The organism is Pseudorhodoplanes sinuspersici, assembly GCF_002119765.1.
Classification (GTDB): domain Bacteria; phylum Pseudomonadota; class Alphaproteobacteria; order Rhizobiales; family Xanthobacteraceae; genus Pseudorhodoplanes; species Pseudorhodoplanes sinuspersici.
The window spans coordinates 5,561,369-5,580,500 of record NZ_CP021112.1; the positions used below are offsets into that span (position 1 = coordinate 5,561,369).

Here is a 19,132-nt window from a genome sequence, read left to right on the forward strand (position 1 = left end):
TTGGACGATCGCTATTTTATCAAGAACAGTTACACCTCAAGGACAAGCGTTCCGCATTTCGGTGACCGTCCTGTCGCAGACGGCGACGTGATCTATCAACCAGACGCCTATGCGCTAGCCGCATTTCTAGGCGCGCGATATGGCGCAAAAACAATCATCGACATTGGCTGCGGCTCCGCCCTAAATCTCATGGCGATGACCGGCTTCAAGACCATTGGCGTTGATGGTGGTGCCAACTTGGCGTTTTGCCGGCAGACCTTCCCGACCGCAACTTGGATCGAGGCTGATCTGGAAACGGCCTTGAATCTTCGACTCGAAGAGAGTGAAATCAAGCAATCGGTCGTCATTTGCGCGGACGTGATTGAGCATCTTGTCGATCCGAGAAATCTCCTGGCCGGGCTCTTGAAGATATCTCGTCTGACCAAAGCGATTATCATCACCACTCCAGAACGGGATCGCGTTCGCGGACCCAATGATATGGGGCCGCCTGCCGATCCTGCGCATGCCAGAGAATGGTCGCGACAAGAGTTTGAAGCGCTGCTGTCGGCGGCCGGGTTGGCACCGTCATTCTGCGGCCTGACGGTCAACAACAACCGAGACCTCGAGAAGAAAACAATTCTCGCGATTGCCGACCAGACAAGCAAGCGACAAAATCTGCGCGTACCAGAGCGGTTTCGTCCCCTCTCTATCATTGCAACATATAACGAGCGAGACATTGCGCCTGGCGTTGTTATCGGGTTGCTTAATGATGGATTTGACGTTCATGTCATTGATAATTGGTCCGAAGACGGAACGTTCGAAACGCTGGCAAGATTTGACCATCCTGGGCTTGTTCTGGAGCGCTTTCCGGCCGATGGGCCAGCGCTATATTTCGAATGGAAGCAAATTCTCAGGCGCAAGACTGATATCGCGCAGCAACATCCTGGCCGGTGGATCATTCACCAGGATGCGGATGAAATTCGTACGTCGCCTTGGTCTGACTGCTCATTTCGGAAAGGGTTGTATGTCGCAGAATGCATGGACTTCAATGCCGTCGATTTTACAGTCATCAATTTTCGGCCGATCGACGATCGGTTTCGCGACGGCTTCAATGTCGAAACGGTGCTTGATCACTTTCAGTTTGGTCGCCGGCCGCCACGCGGCTCGCAAATAAAGGCTTGGAGACAAGGAAAGGTGCCCGTTGAACTCGCGACCAGCGGCGGGCATGAGGCCGTGTTCCCCGAGCGGCGCATCTTTCCGTATAAATTTATTCTAAAGCACTATCCCTTAAGAAACCAGGCGCAGGCGCTACGAAAAGTCTTCAAGGAACGTCTTGCGAGGTTCTCGCCGGCCGAGCGGGCAATCGGCATGCACATTCATTACGATAAATGGCCGGCCGATCACCAATTTTTCTGGAATAAGAATGACCTGATCCAATTCGACGACATCGACACACGGCGCGAGCATGTCACCGAATTGATTGCAGGCATCGGCAGCGTTCCATCATAGCATTGGTCTTCGGCAAAACGCCCGACGCATACGTCGATCGGATTGGGCCGCTTTCTCGAGGACGCACCCATGCCGGAGCGCAAAACTCCCTTACTACGACGCGTAACTAATGATATCGTCGTGGACCTGTCGTCATACGATAATATGGCGGCTTGGTCCACCTGCAGCGTGCCCTCCTGAATGGTCCACGGCCCTGCGTCGCCGATGATTCCTCTCACCGTCCAGATGCCGCTGCCCATCTTCTCATACTAGCTGAAGCTCATAAAGAGATTCTTGCTACCGCGTACACAGATCGAAGATAAATCGAAACTACCTTCGGCAGAACCGCCAAGCGTAAGAGTATCATCGCTTCCCGAAGCGGTGATATCACCCGAAAAAGCGCGAAGACCGTCCAGAACGATGCGGATCTTCTCTTCGGCCGAATAATGCTTGCGGGTCGCCCGGCGAATATCCTTCACAATCCGCTCAGACGTTTCTGATTGCTCGGATTTATGTCTCATCTCCACTCCTCGATGGTTACGATCAGCCAGAAATCCTCCAGCCTTCAAGCCGCTAAATCTGTGTCAAAGGTGCTGATGCCGGACACCTAGGAGCCCGCTGCCGTCGCCGACCATGACCTAAGGAATCTACAGATAGAAGATCACCGCATGAGGCTTGGTAACCAAAGCGAGATTGCGGGAAACGCAATCAATATGCCGAGCCGGACGACGTCGGCGACAGCGAACGGCAGCACACCCAGAAACAAAGTATTGGTCGAAATCTGCGGCAGCAATGCACGGAGTACGAAGAGGTTCATGCCGACCGGCGGGCTGATGAGTCCGATCTCGACAACCACAACGATCAAAATGCCGAACCAGATTGGATCGAGTCCCAAATGTACGATGAGCGGGAAAAACACCGGCACTGTGAGAAGGATCATGGATAGCTCTTCCATCGCGGTGCCGAGAATGACGTAGATGGCACAGATCGCCGCAACGACCATGATCGGCGACAGGTTGAGCGTAGTGACCAGCGTTTTAAGGTCGTTTGGCATCGTCGTATAGTTGACGAACTCGGCGAACATCAAAGCGCCGGTAAGGATGGCGAACAGCATCGCCGTAGTGCGGCCCGATTCGACGAGAGCATCGAGCAGCGTGCGCCACGACAAAGCCCGGCGGGCGAGAGCAAAGCACAATGCCCCAAAAGCGCCGGCACCTGCGCCTTCCGTGGCAGTAAAGACGCCGCCATAAATGCCGCCCATGACGACGACGAAGAGGAGCGCTACAGCCCACACGCCCTCGACCGCGCGCATCCGCTGGCACCATGTGGACCGTTCGCCACGAGGGCCGGAGTTGGGGTCCCTCAAGACGGTCCATTGCACTGCAAAGCACAAGAGAGAGGTCGCAAGAATTCCGGGCAAGATGCCGGCGGCGAATAGCTTGCCAATATTGGTCTCGGTCATCACCCCGTAAATCACTAACAGGGTTGAGGGCGGAATGAGGATGCCGAGCGTTCCGCCCGCCGCAATCGACCCGGTGGATAAGCGGTCCGAATAGCCGAGCTCTTTCATGGCGGGATAAGCGACCTTGGCCATGGTCGCTGCGGTTGCAATCGACGAGCCGCAGATGGCACCAAAACCGCCGCAGGCAACCACCGTCGCCATCGCGAGCCCACCACGCAGATGGCCGACAAATGCGTAGGCGGCGCGAAACAGCTCCTGCGACATGCCGGCCCGCGTGACTAAGTTACCCATCAGAATAAAAAGCGGAATCACGGATAGCGTGTAATTGCGCCCGGTCTCGTAAACCTTGGTTTCGACCATCGCCATAGCAGGTGCGAAATTCCAGTCGCGCAGATACGCGACACCGAGAAAGCCTACGACCCCCATGGCGATGGCAATCGGAATACGCAGCAGCGCTAGCACCATCATAAGGCCCAAGCCGACCAGGGCTTCCGTCATGTCGGGCTCACTTTGTCGGGATCGAAAGCTTTCTGCTCGGCTGCAGCCGGAAGAATGGCCTTGATGAGGTGGACGACGGCCGTGACCGCAACCATCAGCGCCATGAAATAGACGAACGGCCCTACCGGTATTCGCAACACATCGGTCGTATCGGCATAGCCGGCAATCTTCCCGGCCTTGACAAAAACACGCCAAGCCAGACTCAGGATAATGAGTCCACAGATGACATCCACCAATCGGCGGAGCAGCAGGCGGCCCCGTTCCCCGAGCGCCCGATCGATGAAATCGAGCGTTACGTGCTCGTCCGCCCGCGAGACCAACGGTAGACCTGCGAACACGAGCGCCAGCAACAGGAGCTCGGTGATCTCGAAGGCACCGCGCAATGGCCAATTGAAAATGTAACGGCCGATCACGTCGACCGTCGTGACCGCCATCAGGCCAAGCAGCAACACGGCAGCAGCGGCGCCCAGCACGCGGTCGAGCCAGGCGACGCTCTCAGAACTTCTCGACGACACAGCGCGATGCCGCTAATTGCTGGCTGCAACGCGTTTCAGTTCCTCGTGGAACTCAGCGAAAACCTTGGCGCCGTCGACGCCTTTGGCGGTCGCGTCTTTTTTCCACTTCTCGATAATGTCTTTCGACCGCTCCTGCACGCCCTTGATGAGCTCAGGCGATGCCTCCTCGATCTGAATATTGGCTTTTTTCATAACCTCCAGCGCGGCGCGATCGGTGGCATCCCACGCCTTGCCAGCAAGACGAGCCAACGCTTCGCCCGAAACCGACATGATTGCATCCTGATCGGCTTTCGAGAGCTTGTTCCACTTGTCCTCGTTCATGAAGAAGCCGAATGCGGACCCATAAAAACCGCCCGGGAAAAGCGTCGCGTATTTCACCACCGAATCGAGTTTGAAGGAGATGATCGATTCCAACGGAAAAAACGTTCCGTCGGCCACGCCGGAGCTCAAAAGCTCATAGGACTCAGGTGCCGGCTTGACGAATGCCGAGGCACCGAGCGCACGGGCCATCTGTTCGGAGATGCCGCCGCCGGAGCGAATCTTCATGCCGGCCAAATCCTCGACCTTGGTGATGGGCCGCTTGGTATTGAACATCTGGCCTGGCCCATGCGTGAAGACGCCAAGCAGTTTCACACCCTTGTATTCGTTCACGGGCTGGAAATACTTCCAATGAATACGCGAGAAGGCCACGGAATTAATTTCGGCGGTCGCACCGCCTCCCGGCAGCTCGGGTAGCAATGGAAATATATGCCGAGCAGGGGTGTAGCTCGCAGTGACGTAGGAAACGTCGACGAGCCCATCCCTCACGGCATCAAAGGTCCCCGGTGCAGCCGAAGGATGCTTGGCCAGCATCTGGAATTTCACTCGGCCTTCCGTTGCCTTCTCGACGTTTTGCGCCCAGACGGACAGAACGTCCTTCGTTAGAAGATGCGAGGGCGGGACCCAACTCGACATTGTTAAGGTGGTCTGGGAATGCGCTGCGGATGACCAGCCAGCAAATGTTGCTAAAACAAGCGCGGCGCTGCCGTAAATGGCAGCAGTGGCGAAGCGAGCCATATTTAATCCTCCCCTATTTCTTTTTATGAATGGGATCGGGCCACCAAGCTTACGGCCCGTCAAGTGGTTTTTGCGCGTCAGGACGCCGCTAGGGCGCTCAGAATATCCTGTTGTGGTTGATGCAAGGCACGCTTCACGTCGGAGCTAGATACTAAATTGCGCGATTTACGCGCCATAGATCGGGCTTGGCCAAAAGATCATTGTTCAAACTGGCTTAATTGATCAGACCGATGCGCCGCGCAGCAGCACCGATCGCCGCAACCACTTCATCAATGTCGGCAACCGAGTGTGCCGCGGACGGCTGTGCCCGCAGCCTCGCTTCGCCGTGGGGAACGATCGGAAAGCAGATTGCACCAATATAGACCCCTTCCCGCAAGAGTTCGCGGCTGAATTCGCGCGCCTTTTCCTCATCTCCTACCAGAATTGGAGTGATTGGATGATCACGACCAAGAATGCGCAGGCCCAACGCCTTGAGCCCTGCGCGAAGCCGCGCGGTATTTTCCGAGAGCGTCGCGAGGCGCGTATTGTCCCCCATCACGATCTCAATCGCGGCAAGTGCTCCTGCCGCGGACGCGGGCGTGATTGCGGTTGTAAACATGTAGAAGCGCCCATCGTCATGAATTTTGCGAACGAGATCCGTTCGGCCCGCCGCGTATCCACCAGCGAAGCCGCCAAAAGCCTTGGATAGCGTTCCGGTGTAGAGATCAATCTTGCCTACACAACCTTGCGCTGCAGCGGTGCCACGGCCACCAGGACCGATAACGCCGGCCGCGTGACTTTCGTCCACCACCAGGATAGCGCCGTAGCGTTTGCAGAGAGCGATCATGTTCGGCAGATCCGCTTCATCTCCTTCCATGCTGAAAACGCCGTCGCTGATAACGAGTTTTGCGCCGCTATGCGGCTCTGAAAGGAACATTTCCAGATGATCGAGATCGCGATTGTTGTAGATGCACGTTTCAGCTGCACTCAGTCTGCAGCCGTCGATGATGCTCGCGTGGTTTAATCGGTCGCTAAAGATGCGATCGCCCTTCCCAACCAAGGTGCATGCGACAGCCACATTTGCCGACGTGCAGGAATTGAAAAGAAGCGCCGCGTCGGTGCCGTGGAAGAGTGCGAGACGGTCGCACAATTCCTCATGCAGGGGCGTCGTCGCAAGTGGCGGATTGAGAGTTGACCCATTGCCGTATTGGTGGGCAGCGGCGCATGAACGCTCAATCACCTCCGAATCGCCGGCAAGCCCAAGATAGTTGTTGGCGGTTAGCATGATGACTGAACGACCATCGAGCTCGGTGCGAGCACCCACTCGTCCACCAATGATTGGCTTCATCGCTCTCATTTGAGAGCCGTTTTGTGATTTCACGACAACTGCCTTTTCATTGCGATGCGTTAGCGACCGATAACACAACCACCATTGCCGCGATCGGCCAACGGGAACGGTCCTCTTTTTTTGTCTGCTCCTGACCTACACTACCACTGGCGAGGCAATTTCTGATACGAGCTACTCTCTATCTGATGATAGGAAACAGCATGGATAACTAGGCCGAAGCTGCGGCGCTGATAACTCCTCTTCGTGAGGCTCAAGCCATTGCATGGCGGTTGCAGGAAGGCACGCTGAGCTACCTGATCACATGCGCGATTATGGAGGCGGATCATCGCTTCCACACAAATTCAGGTGAGACGGACGGCGCATAGGATGCAGCGACGTATTGCGGCGATAACGGCAATCTGACGAAAGGCATTGAGATCGCGCTCGATGTCGACAGATCCTTTACGAGATCACGACCTTGTTGAATGCCGCAAGCCTGATCCACCGGACCAAAGGCATTGATCTCTAGATTAAGCACAAGAGCTTCCGACATCTTGGTCGTCAGACAAACACGATAGCACGATCCTGACGTCGTTATCAGGCCCGACCTGTCCCCTTCGCTTTTCGGACGCCGACGCCACCGGACTGATCGCTTCGCAGGAACGTGATGCCTGCGCCTTCGAAACATTCCATCAGCTTCATCAGGGTCGTGACATGCGCCATCAAAGGCCCATCTTCAGCCCGCTCCAGCCTTTGGATCGTGGCAAGGCCGATCTTCGCCCGCCGCGCCAGCTCCTCCTGGTGCCAGCCTAAAAGGGCCCTCGCGGCCCGAATCTGCGACGGATAGAGCATATTTCCGAGTGTTCCCGATTTGGTCGCGGTTGACAAGACATCGTAATCGAGCGGTAGTGCATCATTATTGATGTATAAGGAGTTATCTATATGAATATGCTCGCCTTTTCGAAAGCAAGCTACCTCACAATCAGGGAGCGGCTCGGAATGGAAAATCCTGACCTCGACGAAGAAACGTTAGCTGACACGGTCGAGGGCCTAACCGACCTGCACGACATTGTGGCGGCCATTGTTCGCTCGGCGATCACCGACGAAGCCTTGGCGGAAGGCCTTAAGGCGAGAATTGCAGAGATGCAGGCGAGGCTCGGGCGTTTTGAAGATCGGGCATCGAAACGACGACAAATAGCCCGGGACGTTATGGTCGAGACCGAAATCAAGAAAGTCACTGCCCCCGACCTTTCCATCTCCCTTCGGTCAAGTACGCCGACGCTGGTGGTTCATGACGAAGAATCGATCCCTGACTCTTACTGGGTGATACCGGAGCCTCGACTAAACCGGCAAAGCCTCGTTTCGGATCTGAAAAGCGGGGCGAAGATCGCCGGAGCTACTCTTAGCGATCCTCGCCTAGTCCTTACAGTGAGGGCCAAGTGATGACCTTTTCCACTGCCCAAATTCGTAAGCTGCAGCAGAATATAAAGGAAGGTGACATTCGGACCCGCGAAGTCAATGGCAAAGAATTGTCATACATCGAGGGATGGTATGCCATATCGGAGGCTAACCGCATCTTTGGCTTTGATGCTTGGAATCGAGAAACGCTGGAAAGCCGCTGCATTATTGGACGGGAGAACCGCGGTACGTTTCATGCGCTCTACGTCACCAAAGTTAGAGTAACGGTTCGAGCGGAAGAGCACACCGTCATCCGTGAAGGATACGGCACTGGTGAAGCTCACGGATCCTCGGCGGGCGAGGCCCATGAGAAGGCGATCAAGACGGCGGAAACGGATGCGACCAAGCGCGCCCTAGCAACATTCGGCAAGCCATTCGGCTTAGCGCTCTATGTCGGAACCCGTCAGCGTCAGGCCCTCTCCGATCGCCGGCCCCAGGATATCGCACGCCGACGCACGCTGCAGAAACTGGATTCAAACCGCCGTTACTACGTTCCCGCACAACCGCAGCCAAATCCATCTCACGCAACCACCCTTCTGGCGGCGTCTCTGCCACCCGACCGTAACGAGCAAAACTCAAAAAATGATCCCGCTCAGAGCGCAACTGTTCCAGCGCTTGCTGCAAAAGCACAACAGGGCCTTAGCGAGCTCCCAAAAGCAGATCCGACCGCAGCACCAAAGGACTCATTTCACGACGGAACCATGGGCCGCCTTCTCATCGATCGCCCTCGTCGCCGTCGAGATGCCGACCACTTGCGCTTCGTCGCAGCTCAGCCTTGTCTCATCTGCAGTCGAACGCCGTCAGATGCGCACCATTTAAAGTTTGCGCAGCCTTCCGCAATGTCGAAAAAAGTAAGCGACGAATACACCGTACCGTTGTGTCGAACGCATCACCGCCAACTCCACCATGGCGGAGATGAAATCGCATGGTGGATTGATCTGGATATCGATCCATTGCCTATCGCTCAGGACCTGTGGGTTCAATCGCGAGGAAGAAATGCCATACCTATCGACAGAGAGAACCGGCCCAATGGAGCGCTCCATGATGATGAAAAGCGGCCGTAGAAATAATGTGTTGGGCCAAGACCTACTCCTGATGACTGACGATCGAGAGTAATAGAACAGGGTCTCTTCATCGTCCTTGTGGATCAGAACGCCTGCTTTGATCCCTAGCCATCTTTAATACGCCCGGTCATTCACCCTCGGATTGTAGCTTCTCCTTCTTCTTGAAGTACTCTTCAATTGGACCGTTTAATTCAGGATGCCTGGGATCAACAAATGTGCGTTGGATTTGAAGCACTTGCGGAATCATTGAGGGTTTCTCCAGCAGCCCATACTTCTCCGCAATTTCAAGCATCTTACAGAACGATTTGAAGTTGCCTTTTAGCGCATTGTTCAAGCAAACCTCTGCGGCAGCAGCAATCTTAGGGAGGGTCCTTACTCTGCCGTTTTCCGTAACGCGCACTTCTTTGAACAGAATTTCCCTCAGCAAAAACTCATTATTTCTCCGTCCCTTGGGCCTGCCATTCGGGTTCCCGGACTGGCCTTTTTTGAAACGAGTATTGTAGTCCGCCCGCGCGATCTTGCTCATGCGGCCACCTCACAGTTTTGGTGTTGAGACGCCGACGCGCGACGGCACTCTTCGGCTTCTTCAAAGCTGAACCCGTCCTTTTGCAAGACCGCTCTCTTCCCGGAATAGGTCTGCCAACGGCGAACGATCACATCAACAAAGGCCGGATCGATCTCAATTGCGCGCGCCCGCCTACCCACCTTCTCGGCTGCGATGATTGTACTTCCGCTGCCGCAAAATGGATCCAGCACGATCTCAGATCGCTTCGAAGCGTCCTTCAGCGCATCTGCAATTAACGCAACCGGTTTGACCGTTGGGTGCATCGCAAGCTCGTCAAGCCTGTTCGAACCGAAACAGTTTACGCCCGCATAATCCCAAACATTGGATCGATTGCGACCATGTTTGCCAAGTTCAATCGTATTGGTATGCGCCGCCTCACCTACTTTAAAGATCAGTACCAACTCATGCTTTGATCGGTAGAACGAGCCCATCCCTGCATTGCTTTTGTTCCAAACACAAAGGTTAACGATATCGTCGTAGACTTGCCGCCCCGCGGTGAAAAGCTCATGGAGATGGCGCCAGTCCATAAACACATAATGAAGCGCGCCATCACGCGAGACACGTTTCGCTTCACCGAGTGCTGATCTTAGAAATTCGGTGAAAGCGGTTTCGCTCATTTCTCCTGAGGCCATTGTAAATTCGCGGTGCTTGATTTGCCCAAGCCCGCAAACGTTTCCATCAATTGGCACATTGTATGGGGGATCGGTGAAGACCAAATCGGCCTTTTCGTCACCAAGCAGACTTGCATATGAAGCAGGAGAACGCGCATCGCCGCAAAGCACGCTATGGCGCCCGAGGACCCAGATATCTCCAGGTCGGCTAACGGCGAAGACACCGGGCTCAACCTGCTGATCCTCCGGTTCGACAACACTCCCTGCTGCCTCGTTCTGGATGTCGAGGATGATGTCGATTTCCGCGGTCTCAAAACCGGTCAATTCGACTTCGAATCCTAAATCAATGAGCCCTTGCAATTCGAGAGCCAGGATTTCTTTGTCCCAGCCGGCTTTTGTCGCCAGCTGATTATCGGCAAGCACGTATGCGCGACGATCGGCTTCATTGAGATGGGACAAACAAACGGTCGGCACTGTCGTTAGCCCTAATAGCTTCGCGGCCTCAAATCGGCCATGCCCGGCGATTATTTCCAAGTTATCGTCCGTGAGAATCGCGTTGTTAAAGCCAAAACGCTGAATTGAAGCCGCTATCTGGCGTATTTGTTTTTTCGAATGTGTTCGTGCATTGCGCTCACGCTTTCGAAGCGCATGAAGAGGCGTCTGTACAATTTGAAGGCTGTGCATCTGAGGGCTCGTTGTGGGGAATGAGATGGATCGCGTCACAAATATCCCACGACGTTCGGCTTGGGCTCGGCGCAGGCCAAGACCAGTCCTCCTGGAGCATCACGCTCAGATGTTGTGGGATAATCTTGCCTGGATCCTGAATCCCTCAGGCACCCAGTCGTGTCAGGCGTCCCGCCCAACGGCACTTAACTTAACCAGAACAACGAACATCTCGACCGTCATTCTGCTGAGGGCGTCCCGCCCTTCATCTCTCCACTCGCTCCGCATCCCGCGTCGCCGCCTCATCCCGAGGCTGAATGGAAAAGATGTAGAACTGTACGGCGAGATTCGTTTAAAAAAAGCTAACATGTGATCGCGTTACCGCAGCGACGCATTTTGCGCGTAACACCTCACCCCAGAACTAATCCCCATGCTGCACGAAGAACGCGAACGCAATATCCCTGATGTCCATTATCTTGAGGTTCTGTTACGCATATCCCGAGCCCCTGTTTTTGGCAGCGTCAGCCCCTGTTATTTTTCTAATCTCTGTCGGCTTAAGACTCTGAATTCCCGATGATTTTCTTCCGCACGCGCAATGACAAGCGGCTTTTTTTCTGGAATACCCCTGTAAATATCCCTGATATCAAGACCATAGACAGTGGCCGGGACGGTCGGTTTCGCTATTTAGCAACAGGTGATGACAGAGCCATCTCCAACTCAAACCTGCCGTGGCTTGCCGAAATCGATGGAGAGAATGTTGCTCGCCTCTTCCGAGACGTTCGCAACTCTGCCATTGAGCCAATCCTGATTATCTGCGAGCGCCAGAAGGCCTTCTCGTATCTTCATCAGCCGCTCGCGTTCCTCATGGCTCGAGCGAGAATCGTTTGCCTGATCGACACATTGCATCGCCCACCGGCGAAGGTCGGATGCGACCATCGGTATTTGCATTGAGCGCGCCTCCACGTGAAGGACTCAAAAATCAGGTGCGCGAATTTTCAGTTGGGCGCCTGATGCTGAAGCGGCAAAATCAATAGCTGTTGTGCCTGTCCGCTCGAGCCATAAGCGCGACGCGCCTCGCTGTTGATAGCAACACGCGACCGCGCCGATTTTGCAGCGGCCCTTCCCTGAGGCTTTGGCATCGTCGTCACAGGCGGTGTCGGATCGGGTTTGACGATCATGACCTGCGCTGGTGTGTAAATGTATCTTTTCGTTGGCTCGATCCATATGGGCTGACGAAACGGGTTATCCGCGCTCCTCGAATCGTCGGCAGTTTCGGCTTGGCTGGCAACAGCCGTCGTCTGGCTTTCCGTTTCCACAGGGAGAAGAGAATGATATTCGCTCAACGCCCAATGCGCCGATGCCAGAACTCCCAGGACAAGAGACGCAGCGCCTGTCACATAAATGAGCAAGGCTTTTATTTCACGCATGACGCTATTCCGCACTCCACTCGCAGTCCGCTTAACCTGCCTCACCCCGCCTCGGTTTTGCCGACGCGTCTGTTAGAGGACTAAAAGGACTATAGGTGTGCTTGCGGCGCCTGGCTTCGGGCACTCGTGACTGCGATTAAGCGCAAGTGATGGGGGCACAGGGCATTCGCGCGGTATTTTGGCAAAATACGATTTCAAACCAGAGCTTTATTGCGCAGCAATGACCCCCTAGGATGCCGCCCAACACAGAACAATCGCAGACGATCTGATCCGAGGATGGCAGAACAAAGCCCGCAAACCGGCCCAATCGGGGTCGTCTTTCTTCATGGCGTGGGCGGTTCAGCACACGTTTGGCAGCCTCAGTTGGAGGCGTTCTCTGCAGCGGGCTATCAGCCCCTGCCCCTGAATCTGCCCGGCTATGGCGGCCGCCCCCCTATCGAACACATTGATTTTGAACAATTTTCCGATGACGTCGAGGCTGCGATTGCCAGGGCCGGGCTTGATCGGCCGGTGCTCATTGGCCACTCGCTCGGCGGTATGATTGTCCAGACCATGCTGCGGCGGCGGCCGGAAGAGTACCGGGCGGCTATTTTGGTTGGCACAAGTCCTGCCTTTGGCCGTCCCGATGGTGATTTTCAGAAAAAGTTCGTGGCCGACCGCCTGGCGCCGCTGCGTTCCGGCAAGACAATGGGTGAGCTCGCAGCCGGAATGATTAATGAAATCATAGGCCCAGCGCCCGATCCTCAAGGAAAGGCGGCGGCCATTGCCTCGATGGCGGCGGCGCCGGCCGCAACCTACAAGGCCTGCGTCGAGGCCATCGTAATGTTCGAAGAACGTGCGAACCTCGGACAAATAAGAGTGCCGACGCTCTGCCTCGTCGGCGAGTTCGACCGCAATGCTCCGCCTCAGATGATGGAGCGCATGGCCGCCAAGATCCCTGGCGCCAAATTCACCCTCCTGCCCGGTCTCGGGCATCTTCCCAACCTTGAGAACCCGGCCGCCTTCAATGCCGCGGTCCTCGATTTCCTGCGCGAGGCCCTTCCCACGCGAAGCGAGCCTCGCGACGTCACGCCACGGAGTGCTGCAGAATGAATGTGATGAACGTCGACAAGATCGACACCGATGCGCCGCTTTTCGCGCCAGACGCATTCAGGCTGACAGATGCGCAGGCCGAGTTGCTTGCGAAGGCCCGCCGCTTCGGCAAGCGGGTCCTGGCACCCCGCGCCGCCAAGCATGATCGTGAAGCGACTTTCCCGATCGAGAATTTCCGCGACATGCATCCGGAAGGTCTGCTCGGCATCTGCATTCCGAAGGAGTATGGCGGCCTCGGTGCCGACTATCAGACCTACAGCCTCGCTGCTTCCGAACTCGGCCGCTATTGCGGCGCCACCGCCCTGTCCTGGAACATGCATGTCTGCTCGACACTATGGTCGGGTCCGATTTCCGACGAGATGGACATGCCGGCCGATGAGCGCGCGACGCATCTGAAGCGCCGCGAAGTGCATTACCGGCGCATTCTCGATGATGGCGCAGTCTATGCCCAGCCCTTCTCCGAAGGCGGCGCTGCCGCCGCCGGCGCCGTTGCCTTCGGCACCGAAGCGCGGCCCGTGGACGGCGGCTATATCGTCAACGGCAAAAAGATTTTCGCCTCGCTCTCCGGCTCGGCCGATTATTACGGCGCGCTCTGCACGCGCCGGGCCGAAGGCGAAGAAGCGATGCGTCGCAACACGCTCTATCTCGCCATTCCGGCCAATGCCGAAGGCGTCAGCGTCACCGGCGAATGGGATCCGCTCGGCATGCGCGGCACCGTCTCGCGCACGCTGATCTTCAAGGACGTGTTCGTCCCGGACGATGCGGCCCTGATGCCGCCCGGCGTCTATTACCAGGCCGTGCTGCGTTGGCCGCATATGTTCCTCACGCTGACACCGACTTACATGGGCCTCGCGCAAGCAGCTTACGACTTCACCGTCTCGTATCTGCGCGGCGAATTGCCCGGCATGCCACCGGTGAAACGGCGCATGTTCCCGACCAAGCAATTGGCTGTCGCGGAAATGAAGCTGATGCTGGAGCAGACCAAGGCGATCTGGTTCCAGGTGATTAGCGAAGCGCGTCCCAATCCATCGAAGGATTCCGTCATGCGCGCCTATGCGGCGCAATACACGGTGATGGAAAACGCCAACGCCATTGCGGTGAAGGCGATCCGCACGTGCGGCGGACAGGCGATGCTGAAGAGCCTGCCGCTCGAGCGCATCTATCGCGACAGCCGCTGCGGCTCGCTGATGCTGCCATGGACCGCTGAAATCTGCATGGACCGGCTCGGCAAGGAAACGCTGTATGAGCCCGGCGAGAAGGATGAGTGATGTAGCGGACGTGTCCTTATTGGCTCCGTCACCCTGAGGTGCCGTTGTGAAGCAACGGCCTCGAAGGGCGACGGCCCGACATTGTGTCCGTGCATCCTTCGAGGCTCCCCGGCGAGAGCCGGGTCGCACCTCAGGATGACGGATCAATTGTTGTCACTGTGAAATAATCTTCATGGACCTCTCCGATCTCATCGACCGCAATGCGGCGTTCACGCCGGACAAGCCCGCGATTCACTTCGAGGGCCGCACGCTCAGTCACGCGATGTTGGCTGATCGCATCGCACAGACGGCGCGCGGACTGAAATCCGAACTCGGCGTCGGCCGCGGCGATCGCGTCGCGATCCTTGCTGCAAACCACGCCGACTATCTCGTGCTGCTGTATGCCTGTGCGCGCCTCGGCGCGATGCTGGTGACGCTGAACTGGCGGCTCGCGGTCCCCGAACAGCTTTATATTCTTTCGGATTCCGGCGCGAAGGTGCTGGTGGTCGACAGGGAATATTCCGCCGTCGTCGCGCAGCTTGCCACCGCCCTGCCCGACATCAAGGTGGTCGGCCTCGACTTCACACCCGATCGCGCGGTGTCGTTTGACGGCCTGCTTGCAGCCGGTACTGGCGACGGACGCAACCCGCACACCGACACCTCGAACCCGCTATTATTGGTGTATACGTCCGGCACAACAGGGCGGCCGAAAGGCGCCGTGCTGCGGCAGGACGCGCTGATCTGGAATGCCGCGATGAGTCATCATCTGCATGATATGCGGTCGGACGATCATATTCTAACAGTGCTGCCAATGTTTCATGTCGGCGGTCTCAACATTCAAACCACACCCGCCTTGCAACTTGGCGCGACGGTCACGGTCCATCAGCGCTTCGCGCCGGACACGATGCTGAAATCCATTGCCGAAGATCGACCAACACTCGTACTGATGGTGCCGGCGGTGATGCAAGCGGTGCTGACGCATCCGCAATGGGATAATACCGACACATCGTCGCTCCGTGCAATCTCGACCGGCTCCGCGATCGTGCCGGTGCCCTTGATCGAAGGCTTCGAGCGGCGCGGACTGCCGGTATTGCAGGTCTATGGTTCGACCGAAACCGGCCCGGTGTCGATTTACACACGGCTTGGCGGCGACCTCAGCCGCAAGACGTCCACGGGTCTGCCAGGCCTCTATTGCGAAGCCAAAATCGTCGATGATGATAGCCGCGAAGTGCCACATGGCACGGCCGGCGAAGTCGTTATCCGTGGCCCGAACGTGCTTTATGAATATTGGGGCAATGCGGAGGCCACAGCCGAAGCCTTGCGCGATGGCTGGTATCACACCGGCGACATCGGCACGCGCGATACCGACGGCTATTTCTATATTCACGACCGCAAGAAGAACATGATCATCTCGGGCGGCGAGAATATCTATCCCGCCGAGGTCGAGCGCGTTTTGCACGATCACCCTTGCGTCGCCGAAGCCGCCGTGATCGGCAAGGCAGATCCGAAATGGCAGGAAGTGCCGGTGGCTTATATCGTCTGCCACAAGGACAAAAGCATTGGCGCCGAGGAACTGCGCGTCTTTGTCGGCGAACACCTCGCCCGCTTCAAGATCCCGCGTGAATTCGTCTTTGTCGATAGCCTGCCGCGCACTGCGCTTGGCAAAGTGCAACACTTCATGTTGCGGGAGCAAAGCGGCGACTAGCAGCGAACCTTCTCGGCCTCATCCTGAGGAGCATCGCGAAGCGATGCGTCTCGAAGGATGGGCCGCCCCTCCTTCGAGACGCGCACGTTGTGCGCTCCTCAGGATGAGGCGGAATTACAAACGGAATGCGGAGTGAATTCAGAATGCGTATTGCAGTTTTAGGCGGAGGCAACGGTTCATTCGCCGCAGCAGCCGATATGGCGCTGGCGGGACATGACACGCGGCTATGGCGGCGCGACAAACAGGCCGTCGCCGAGCACAACGCCGCCGGCAAAAAGATTCTGGTGAAGGACTTTCAGGGACAGCGCGAGGCGGTGCTGTCGCTGGTCACCAACGACATCGCCGAGGCTGTGCGTGACGCCGAATTGATCCTGTGCCCCGCGCCTGCCCATGCGCAGGCCGATATCGCCAAAACGCTGGCGCCGCATATCACCGACGGACAGGTGATCTATCTGCCGCCCGGCACCTTCGGCACCATGCTGTTCGCGCAGGCGATGCAAGCGGCCGGCAACAAGGCCAAGGCGGCCTTTGCCGAGACCGGCACCCTGCCCTGGCTGACGCGCAAGCACGGGCCGTTCGAAGTCGCCGTCACCGTGCGCGCCAAGCGGCTGCCGACCGGCGTGTTTCCGCTGACCCTCAAGGACCACGCACTGGCGGTGATCGACAAGGCGTTTCCCGGCGTGATCGAGGATTGCGGCGACGCGCTGTCCGGCGCGCTGATGAATGCCGGCGGCATCATCCATCCGCCGCTAATTACGATGAATGCCGGACCGCTGGAGCATTTCGATCGCTGGGACATTCATAAAGAGGGCACGCAGCCGTCGATCCGCCGCGTGACGGACGCACTCGACAATGAACGCATCGCCGTGCGCGAGGCGCTCGGCTACGGCGCGCCGCATTTCCCGCTCGCCGACCACTACGCCAAGGAAGGCGACGAGTGGATGTATGGCCGCGGCTCGCATGACAAGCTGACCGATTCCGGCGACTGGCGTGAGCACATCGTGCTGACGCAGCATCGCTACATGCTGGAAGACCTGCGGATGGGATTGTCGTTCCTCACATCGACCGGCGAACTCACTGGCGTCCCGACGCCGCTGGCGCGTGGCTTCCTTGCCATCGGCGGCGCCATTGTCGGCGAGGACTTCATGCAGACCGGGCGCACGCTGAAGACGATGGGGCTGTCGCATCTCGATAAAGCCGGCTTGCAGCAATTGCTGCGGGATGGGTTTTGATCTCTCTCTTTCTTTACCTCCCCCTGAAAGGGGGAGGTCGACGCGTGAAACGCGTCGGGTGGGGGTCATTTGGAAACGTCGATGGACCCCCTCCCCAACCCTCCCCCTTGCCGAACTCGGGTGTTCCCGAGTTCGGTCACTTGTTTACGTAGCCAAAGTCGGAAACATCCGACTTTGGCCGGGAGGGAGCGCACCGAGTAAACCGCTCCCATGTTGAATCATCAGAGAGCATTGCCATGACCAAAGAACCAATCGCCTGCCTCGGCGCCGGACGCATGGGCCGCGGCATCGCCGTGGTGTTCGCCTATGCCGGCCACGACGTGAAAGTGGTGGACTTCAAGGCGCGCAGCGAGGACGACTTCAAGAAGCTCGAAGCTGATGCCTTGGGCGAAATCCGTAGTGTGTTGGCAAGCCTCGCAACCTTCGGCATGTTCGACGCCACGCAGATCGACACCATTCTCTCACGTGTCAGCATCGTGCGCGAACAGGATGCGAAAGACGCTTTCTCGTCGGCCGCGGTGATCTTCGAGGGCGTGCCGGAAGTGCTCGACCTCAAGCGCGAGGCGCTGGCGCGCGCCTCCGAACTCGCAGGCCCCACGCCGATCATCGCATCGACCACATCGACCATTCTGGTCGACGACATCTCCAGCGCCGTTGCGCACCCCGAGCGTTTCCTCAATGCGCACTGGCTGAACCCGGCCTATCTCGTGCCGCTGGTCGAAATGTCGCCCGGCAAGGATACTGATCCAGCCGTGACGGAGCGTCTCAAGACGCTCCTGGAAAACATCGGCAAGGTGCCGGTCGTCTGCGCCGCCAGGCCCGGCTATATCGTGCCGCGCATCCAGGCGCTCGCCATGAACGAAGCCGCGCGCATGGTGGAAGAAGGCGTCGCCTCGGCCGAAGACCTCGACAAGGCGATCAAATACGGCTTCGGCTTTCGCTTCGCCGTGCTGGGCATGCTGGAATTCATCGACTGGGGCGGCGGCGACATCCTGTTCTATGCCAGCCGCTATCTGACCAAAGCACTCGACAATCCACGCTATGCATCACCGGACATCATCGAGCGCAACATGGCTGAAGGCCATATCGGCCTGAAGACCAAGCGCGGCTTTCTCGATTACGAGGGCATGGATGTGGATGCCTATCGCACTGAGCGACTGAAAGCGTTCGTGGCGATGCTGCATCATTTCAATCTGGTGAAGCCGCCTGTCGTTTAGCAGCAAGGCATCGATTTCAAGAGACGCTCTCACGGATCTCCGAGCCGCGACGGCGGTTTCGGCAACTCAGCCTGCCGCGCGAACGGAAGCGTTTCCCATTGCCGGCGCGCAGCATCACGTGCCTTTTTCAGGGCAATCATGCTCTGTCGCAGATCATCAGCCGATGGCCAGGCCGACCAATCCCAATTGGTTCCAACGTTGTCGGGTTCGGATTGATCGGCAAGGATGAAGAAGCGCTCCGGCGCCCGCAGACCCTCGGCGACACCGCTGACGGCGCGCACATAGCGAAGCCAGGAATTGCGGAGCCGCTCATAATCGCGGCGGGCGTTCATATAGTTGAGTGCCTCGTCGTCCCCCATCCGAGAATCTCCACCATGCCCCCTTCCGGAATTGTGGCATATCCCGCTCTACGCGGGAAGCATGATGGCACCTTTTCTGAGGTTCTATTCAGGTCATCCGTTTATCATTGCCGCGCGTCATGTGCTGGTGCTCAAAACAAAAGCGGACCCCGATTAAGGAGCCCGCATTGTCTTTCCGTCACAACAAC

19 protein-coding genes are annotated in these 19,132 nt (G+C 57.4%); 9 read left to right on the forward strand and 10 right to left on the reverse strand.

The features are described 5' to 3' along the window. Nucleotides 1-1,488 (forward strand): methyltransferase domain-containing protein, encoded by a 1,488-nt coding sequence (locus tag CAK95_RS26990; protein WP_147413566.1) that lies wholly within the window; start codon nucleotides 1-3, stop codon nucleotides 1,486-1,488. A gap of 248 nt (nucleotides 1,489-1,736) precedes the next feature. Here the strand turns inward: CAK95_RS26990 and CAK95_RS26995 are convergent, their stop codons facing one another. From CAK95_RS26995 to CAK95_RS27025, 6 genes are all read right to left on the reverse strand, one after another. Beyond that, nucleotides 1,737-1,988, reverse strand: a complete 252-nt coding sequence (locus CAK95_RS26995) for a hypothetical protein (RefSeq protein WP_086090768.1) — start codon at nucleotides 1,986-1,988, stop codon at nucleotides 1,737-1,739. Nucleotides 1,989-2,128: 140 nt separating this feature from the next. Continuing rightward, the gene (locus CAK95_RS27000) at nucleotides 2,129-3,427 is read right to left on the reverse strand and encodes a TRAP transporter large permease (RefSeq protein WP_086090769.1); all 1,299 of its coding nucleotides are present in this window, start codon (nucleotides 3,425-3,427) and stop codon (nucleotides 2,129-2,131) included. Then, the gene (locus CAK95_RS27005; protein ID WP_147413568.1) at nucleotides 3,424-3,942 is read right to left on the reverse strand and encodes a TRAP transporter small permease; all 519 of its coding nucleotides are present in this window, start codon (nucleotides 3,940-3,942) and stop codon (nucleotides 3,424-3,426) included. Before CAK95_RS27005 ends, CAK95_RS27000 begins: the two co-directional genes overlap by 4 nt. Before the next feature lie 12 nt (nucleotides 3,943-3,954). Continuing rightward, complete coding sequence (locus CAK95_RS27010) at nucleotides 3,955-5,061, reverse strand: TRAP transporter substrate-binding protein (protein ID WP_147413570.1); 1,107 nt, start codon at nucleotides 5,059-5,061, stop codon at nucleotides 3,955-3,957. 151 nt (nucleotides 5,062-5,212) lie between these two features. Further along, nucleotides 5,213-6,325, reverse strand: coding sequence for an aminotransferase class I/II-fold pyridoxal phosphate-dependent enzyme (locus CAK95_RS27015; protein ID WP_157699763.1), 1,113 nt, complete (start codon nucleotides 6,323-6,325; stop codon nucleotides 5,213-5,215). A gap of 576 nt (nucleotides 6,326-6,901) precedes the next feature. Next, nucleotides 6,902-7,156, reverse strand: coding sequence for a helix-turn-helix domain-containing protein (locus tag CAK95_RS27025; protein WP_086090774.1), 255 nt, complete (start codon nucleotides 7,154-7,156; stop codon nucleotides 6,902-6,904). Between the two features lie 90 nt (nucleotides 7,157-7,246). On the opposite strand from CAK95_RS27025, the gene CAK95_RS27030 reads away from it, so the two are divergent. After that, nucleotides 7,247-7,747, forward strand: coding sequence for a siphovirus Gp157 family protein (locus tag CAK95_RS27030; RefSeq protein ID WP_086090775.1), 501 nt, complete (start codon nucleotides 7,247-7,249; stop codon nucleotides 7,745-7,747). Then, nucleotides 7,747-8,826, forward strand: coding sequence for an RAD52 family DNA repair protein (locus CAK95_RS27035; protein ID WP_086090776.1), 1,080 nt, complete (start codon nucleotides 7,747-7,749; stop codon nucleotides 8,824-8,826). Before CAK95_RS27030 ends, CAK95_RS27035 begins: the two co-directional genes overlap by 1 nt. 127 nt (nucleotides 8,827-8,953) lie before the next feature. On the opposite strand, the gene CAK95_RS27040 is transcribed toward CAK95_RS27035, so the two are convergent. Both CAK95_RS27040 and CAK95_RS27045 read right to left on the reverse strand, forming a co-directional pair. Beyond that, nucleotides 8,954-9,352, reverse strand: coding sequence for a DUF5681 domain-containing protein (locus CAK95_RS27040; protein ID WP_086090777.1), 399 nt, complete (start codon nucleotides 9,350-9,352; stop codon nucleotides 8,954-8,956). Then, nucleotides 9,349-10,686 (reverse strand): site-specific DNA-methyltransferase, encoded by a 1,338-nt coding sequence (locus CAK95_RS27045; protein WP_086090778.1) that lies wholly within the window; start codon nucleotides 10,684-10,686, stop codon nucleotides 9,349-9,351. The genes CAK95_RS27040 and CAK95_RS27045 overlap by 4 nt, the downstream gene beginning before the upstream one ends. Before the next feature lie 552 nt (nucleotides 10,687-11,238). Here CAK95_RS27045 and CAK95_RS29455 point away from each other — a divergent pair. Then, a complete protein-coding gene (locus CAK95_RS29455; RefSeq protein WP_147413574.1) occupies nucleotides 11,239-11,616 on the forward strand; it encodes a hypothetical protein in 378 nt (125 codons plus the stop codon). A 44-nt stretch (nucleotides 11,617-11,660) separates the two neighbouring features. On the opposite strand, the gene CAK95_RS27055 is transcribed toward CAK95_RS29455, so the two are convergent. Next, nucleotides 11,661-12,092 (reverse strand): SNARE domain-containing protein, encoded by a 432-nt coding sequence (locus CAK95_RS27055; RefSeq protein ID WP_086090780.1) that lies wholly within the window; start codon nucleotides 12,090-12,092, stop codon nucleotides 11,661-11,663. Between the two features lie 276 nt (nucleotides 12,093-12,368). Between CAK95_RS27055 and CAK95_RS27060 the strand changes: the two genes are divergently transcribed. From CAK95_RS27060 to CAK95_RS27080, 5 genes are all read left to right on the forward strand, one after another. Beyond that, on the forward strand, nucleotides 12,369-13,184 hold the full coding sequence (locus tag CAK95_RS27060) for an alpha/beta fold hydrolase (protein ID WP_086090781.1): 816 nt from the start codon (nucleotides 12,369-12,371) through the stop codon (nucleotides 13,182-13,184). Beyond that, nucleotides 13,181-14,452 (forward strand): acyl-CoA dehydrogenase family protein, encoded by a 1,272-nt coding sequence (locus tag CAK95_RS27065; RefSeq protein ID WP_086090782.1) that lies wholly within the window; start codon nucleotides 13,181-13,183, stop codon nucleotides 14,450-14,452. The genes CAK95_RS27060 and CAK95_RS27065 overlap by 4 nt, the downstream gene beginning before the upstream one ends. Before the next feature lie 172 nt (nucleotides 14,453-14,624). Then, on the forward strand, nucleotides 14,625-16,136 hold the full coding sequence (locus CAK95_RS27070) for a class I adenylate-forming enzyme family protein (RefSeq protein ID WP_086090783.1): 1,512 nt from the start codon (nucleotides 14,625-14,627) through the stop codon (nucleotides 16,134-16,136). Between the two features lie 143 nt (nucleotides 16,137-16,279). Continuing rightward, entirely contained in the window at nucleotides 16,280-17,368 is a 1,089-nt protein-coding gene (locus CAK95_RS27075) for an NAD/NADP-dependent octopine/nopaline dehydrogenase family protein (RefSeq protein WP_086090784.1), read from the forward strand. 236 nt (nucleotides 17,369-17,604) lie between these two features. Continuing rightward, entirely contained in the window at nucleotides 17,605-18,585 is a 981-nt protein-coding gene (locus tag CAK95_RS27080) for a 3-hydroxybutyryl-CoA dehydrogenase (protein ID WP_086090785.1), read from the forward strand. 29 nt (nucleotides 18,586-18,614) lie between these two features. Here the strand turns inward: CAK95_RS27080 and CAK95_RS27085 are convergent, their stop codons facing one another. After that, the gene (locus CAK95_RS27085; RefSeq protein ID WP_086090786.1) at nucleotides 18,615-18,944 is read right to left on the reverse strand and encodes a hypothetical protein; all 330 of its coding nucleotides are present in this window, start codon (nucleotides 18,942-18,944) and stop codon (nucleotides 18,615-18,617) included. Between the last annotated feature and the right edge of the window lie 188 nt (nucleotides 18,945-19,132).

Coding starts and splice junctions, on each gene's coding strand:
- CAK95_RS26995 (WP_086090768.1), bottom strand. CDS start 1,988: ATGAGACATAAATCCGAGCAATCAGAAACGTCTGAGCGGATTGTGAAG.
- CAK95_RS27000 (WP_086090769.1), bottom strand. CDS start 3,427: ATGACGGAAGCCCTGGTCGGCTTGGGCCTTATGATGGTGCTAGCGCTG.
- CAK95_RS27015 (WP_157699763.1), bottom strand. CDS start 6,325: ATGAAGCCAATCATTGGTGGACGAGTGGGTGCTCGCACCGAGCTCGAT.
- CAK95_RS27025 (WP_086090774.1), bottom strand. CDS start 7,156: ATGCTCTATCCGTCGCAGATTCGGGCCGCGAGGGCCCTTTTAGGCTGG.
- CAK95_RS27030 (WP_086090775.1), top strand. CDS start 7,247: ATGAATATGCTCGCCTTTTCGAAAGCAAGCTACCTCACAATCAGGGAG.
- CAK95_RS27035 (WP_086090776.1), top strand. CDS start 7,747: ATGACCTTTTCCACTGCCCAAATTCGTAAGCTGCAGCAGAATATAAAG.
- CAK95_RS27040 (WP_086090777.1), bottom strand. CDS start 9,352: ATGAGCAAGATCGCGCGGGCGGACTACAATACTCGTTTCAAAAAAGGC.
- CAK95_RS27045 (WP_086090778.1), bottom strand. CDS start 10,686: ATGCACAGCCTTCAAATTGTACAGACGCCTCTTCATGCGCTTCGAAAG.
- CAK95_RS29455 (WP_147413574.1), top strand. CDS start 11,239: ATGATTTTCTTCCGCACGCGCAATGACAAGCGGCTTTTTTTCTGGAAT.
- CAK95_RS27055 (WP_086090780.1), bottom strand. CDS start 12,092: ATGCGTGAAATAAAAGCCTTGCTCATTTATGTGACAGGCGCTGCGTCT.
- CAK95_RS27060 (WP_086090781.1), top strand. CDS start 12,369: ATGGCAGAACAAAGCCCGCAAACCGGCCCAATCGGGGTCGTCTTTCTT.
- CAK95_RS27065 (WP_086090782.1), top strand. CDS start 13,181: ATGAATGTGATGAACGTCGACAAGATCGACACCGATGCGCCGCTTTTC.
- CAK95_RS27070 (WP_086090783.1), top strand. CDS start 14,625: ATGGACCTCTCCGATCTCATCGACCGCAATGCGGCGTTCACGCCGGAC.
- CAK95_RS27075 (WP_086090784.1), top strand. CDS start 16,280: ATGCGTATTGCAGTTTTAGGCGGAGGCAACGGTTCATTCGCCGCAGCA.
- CAK95_RS27080 (WP_086090785.1), top strand. CDS start 17,605: ATGACCAAAGAACCAATCGCCTGCCTCGGCGCCGGACGCATGGGCCGC.
- CAK95_RS27085 (WP_086090786.1), bottom strand. CDS start 18,944: ATGGGGGACGACGAGGCACTCAACTATATGAACGCCCGCCGCGATTAT.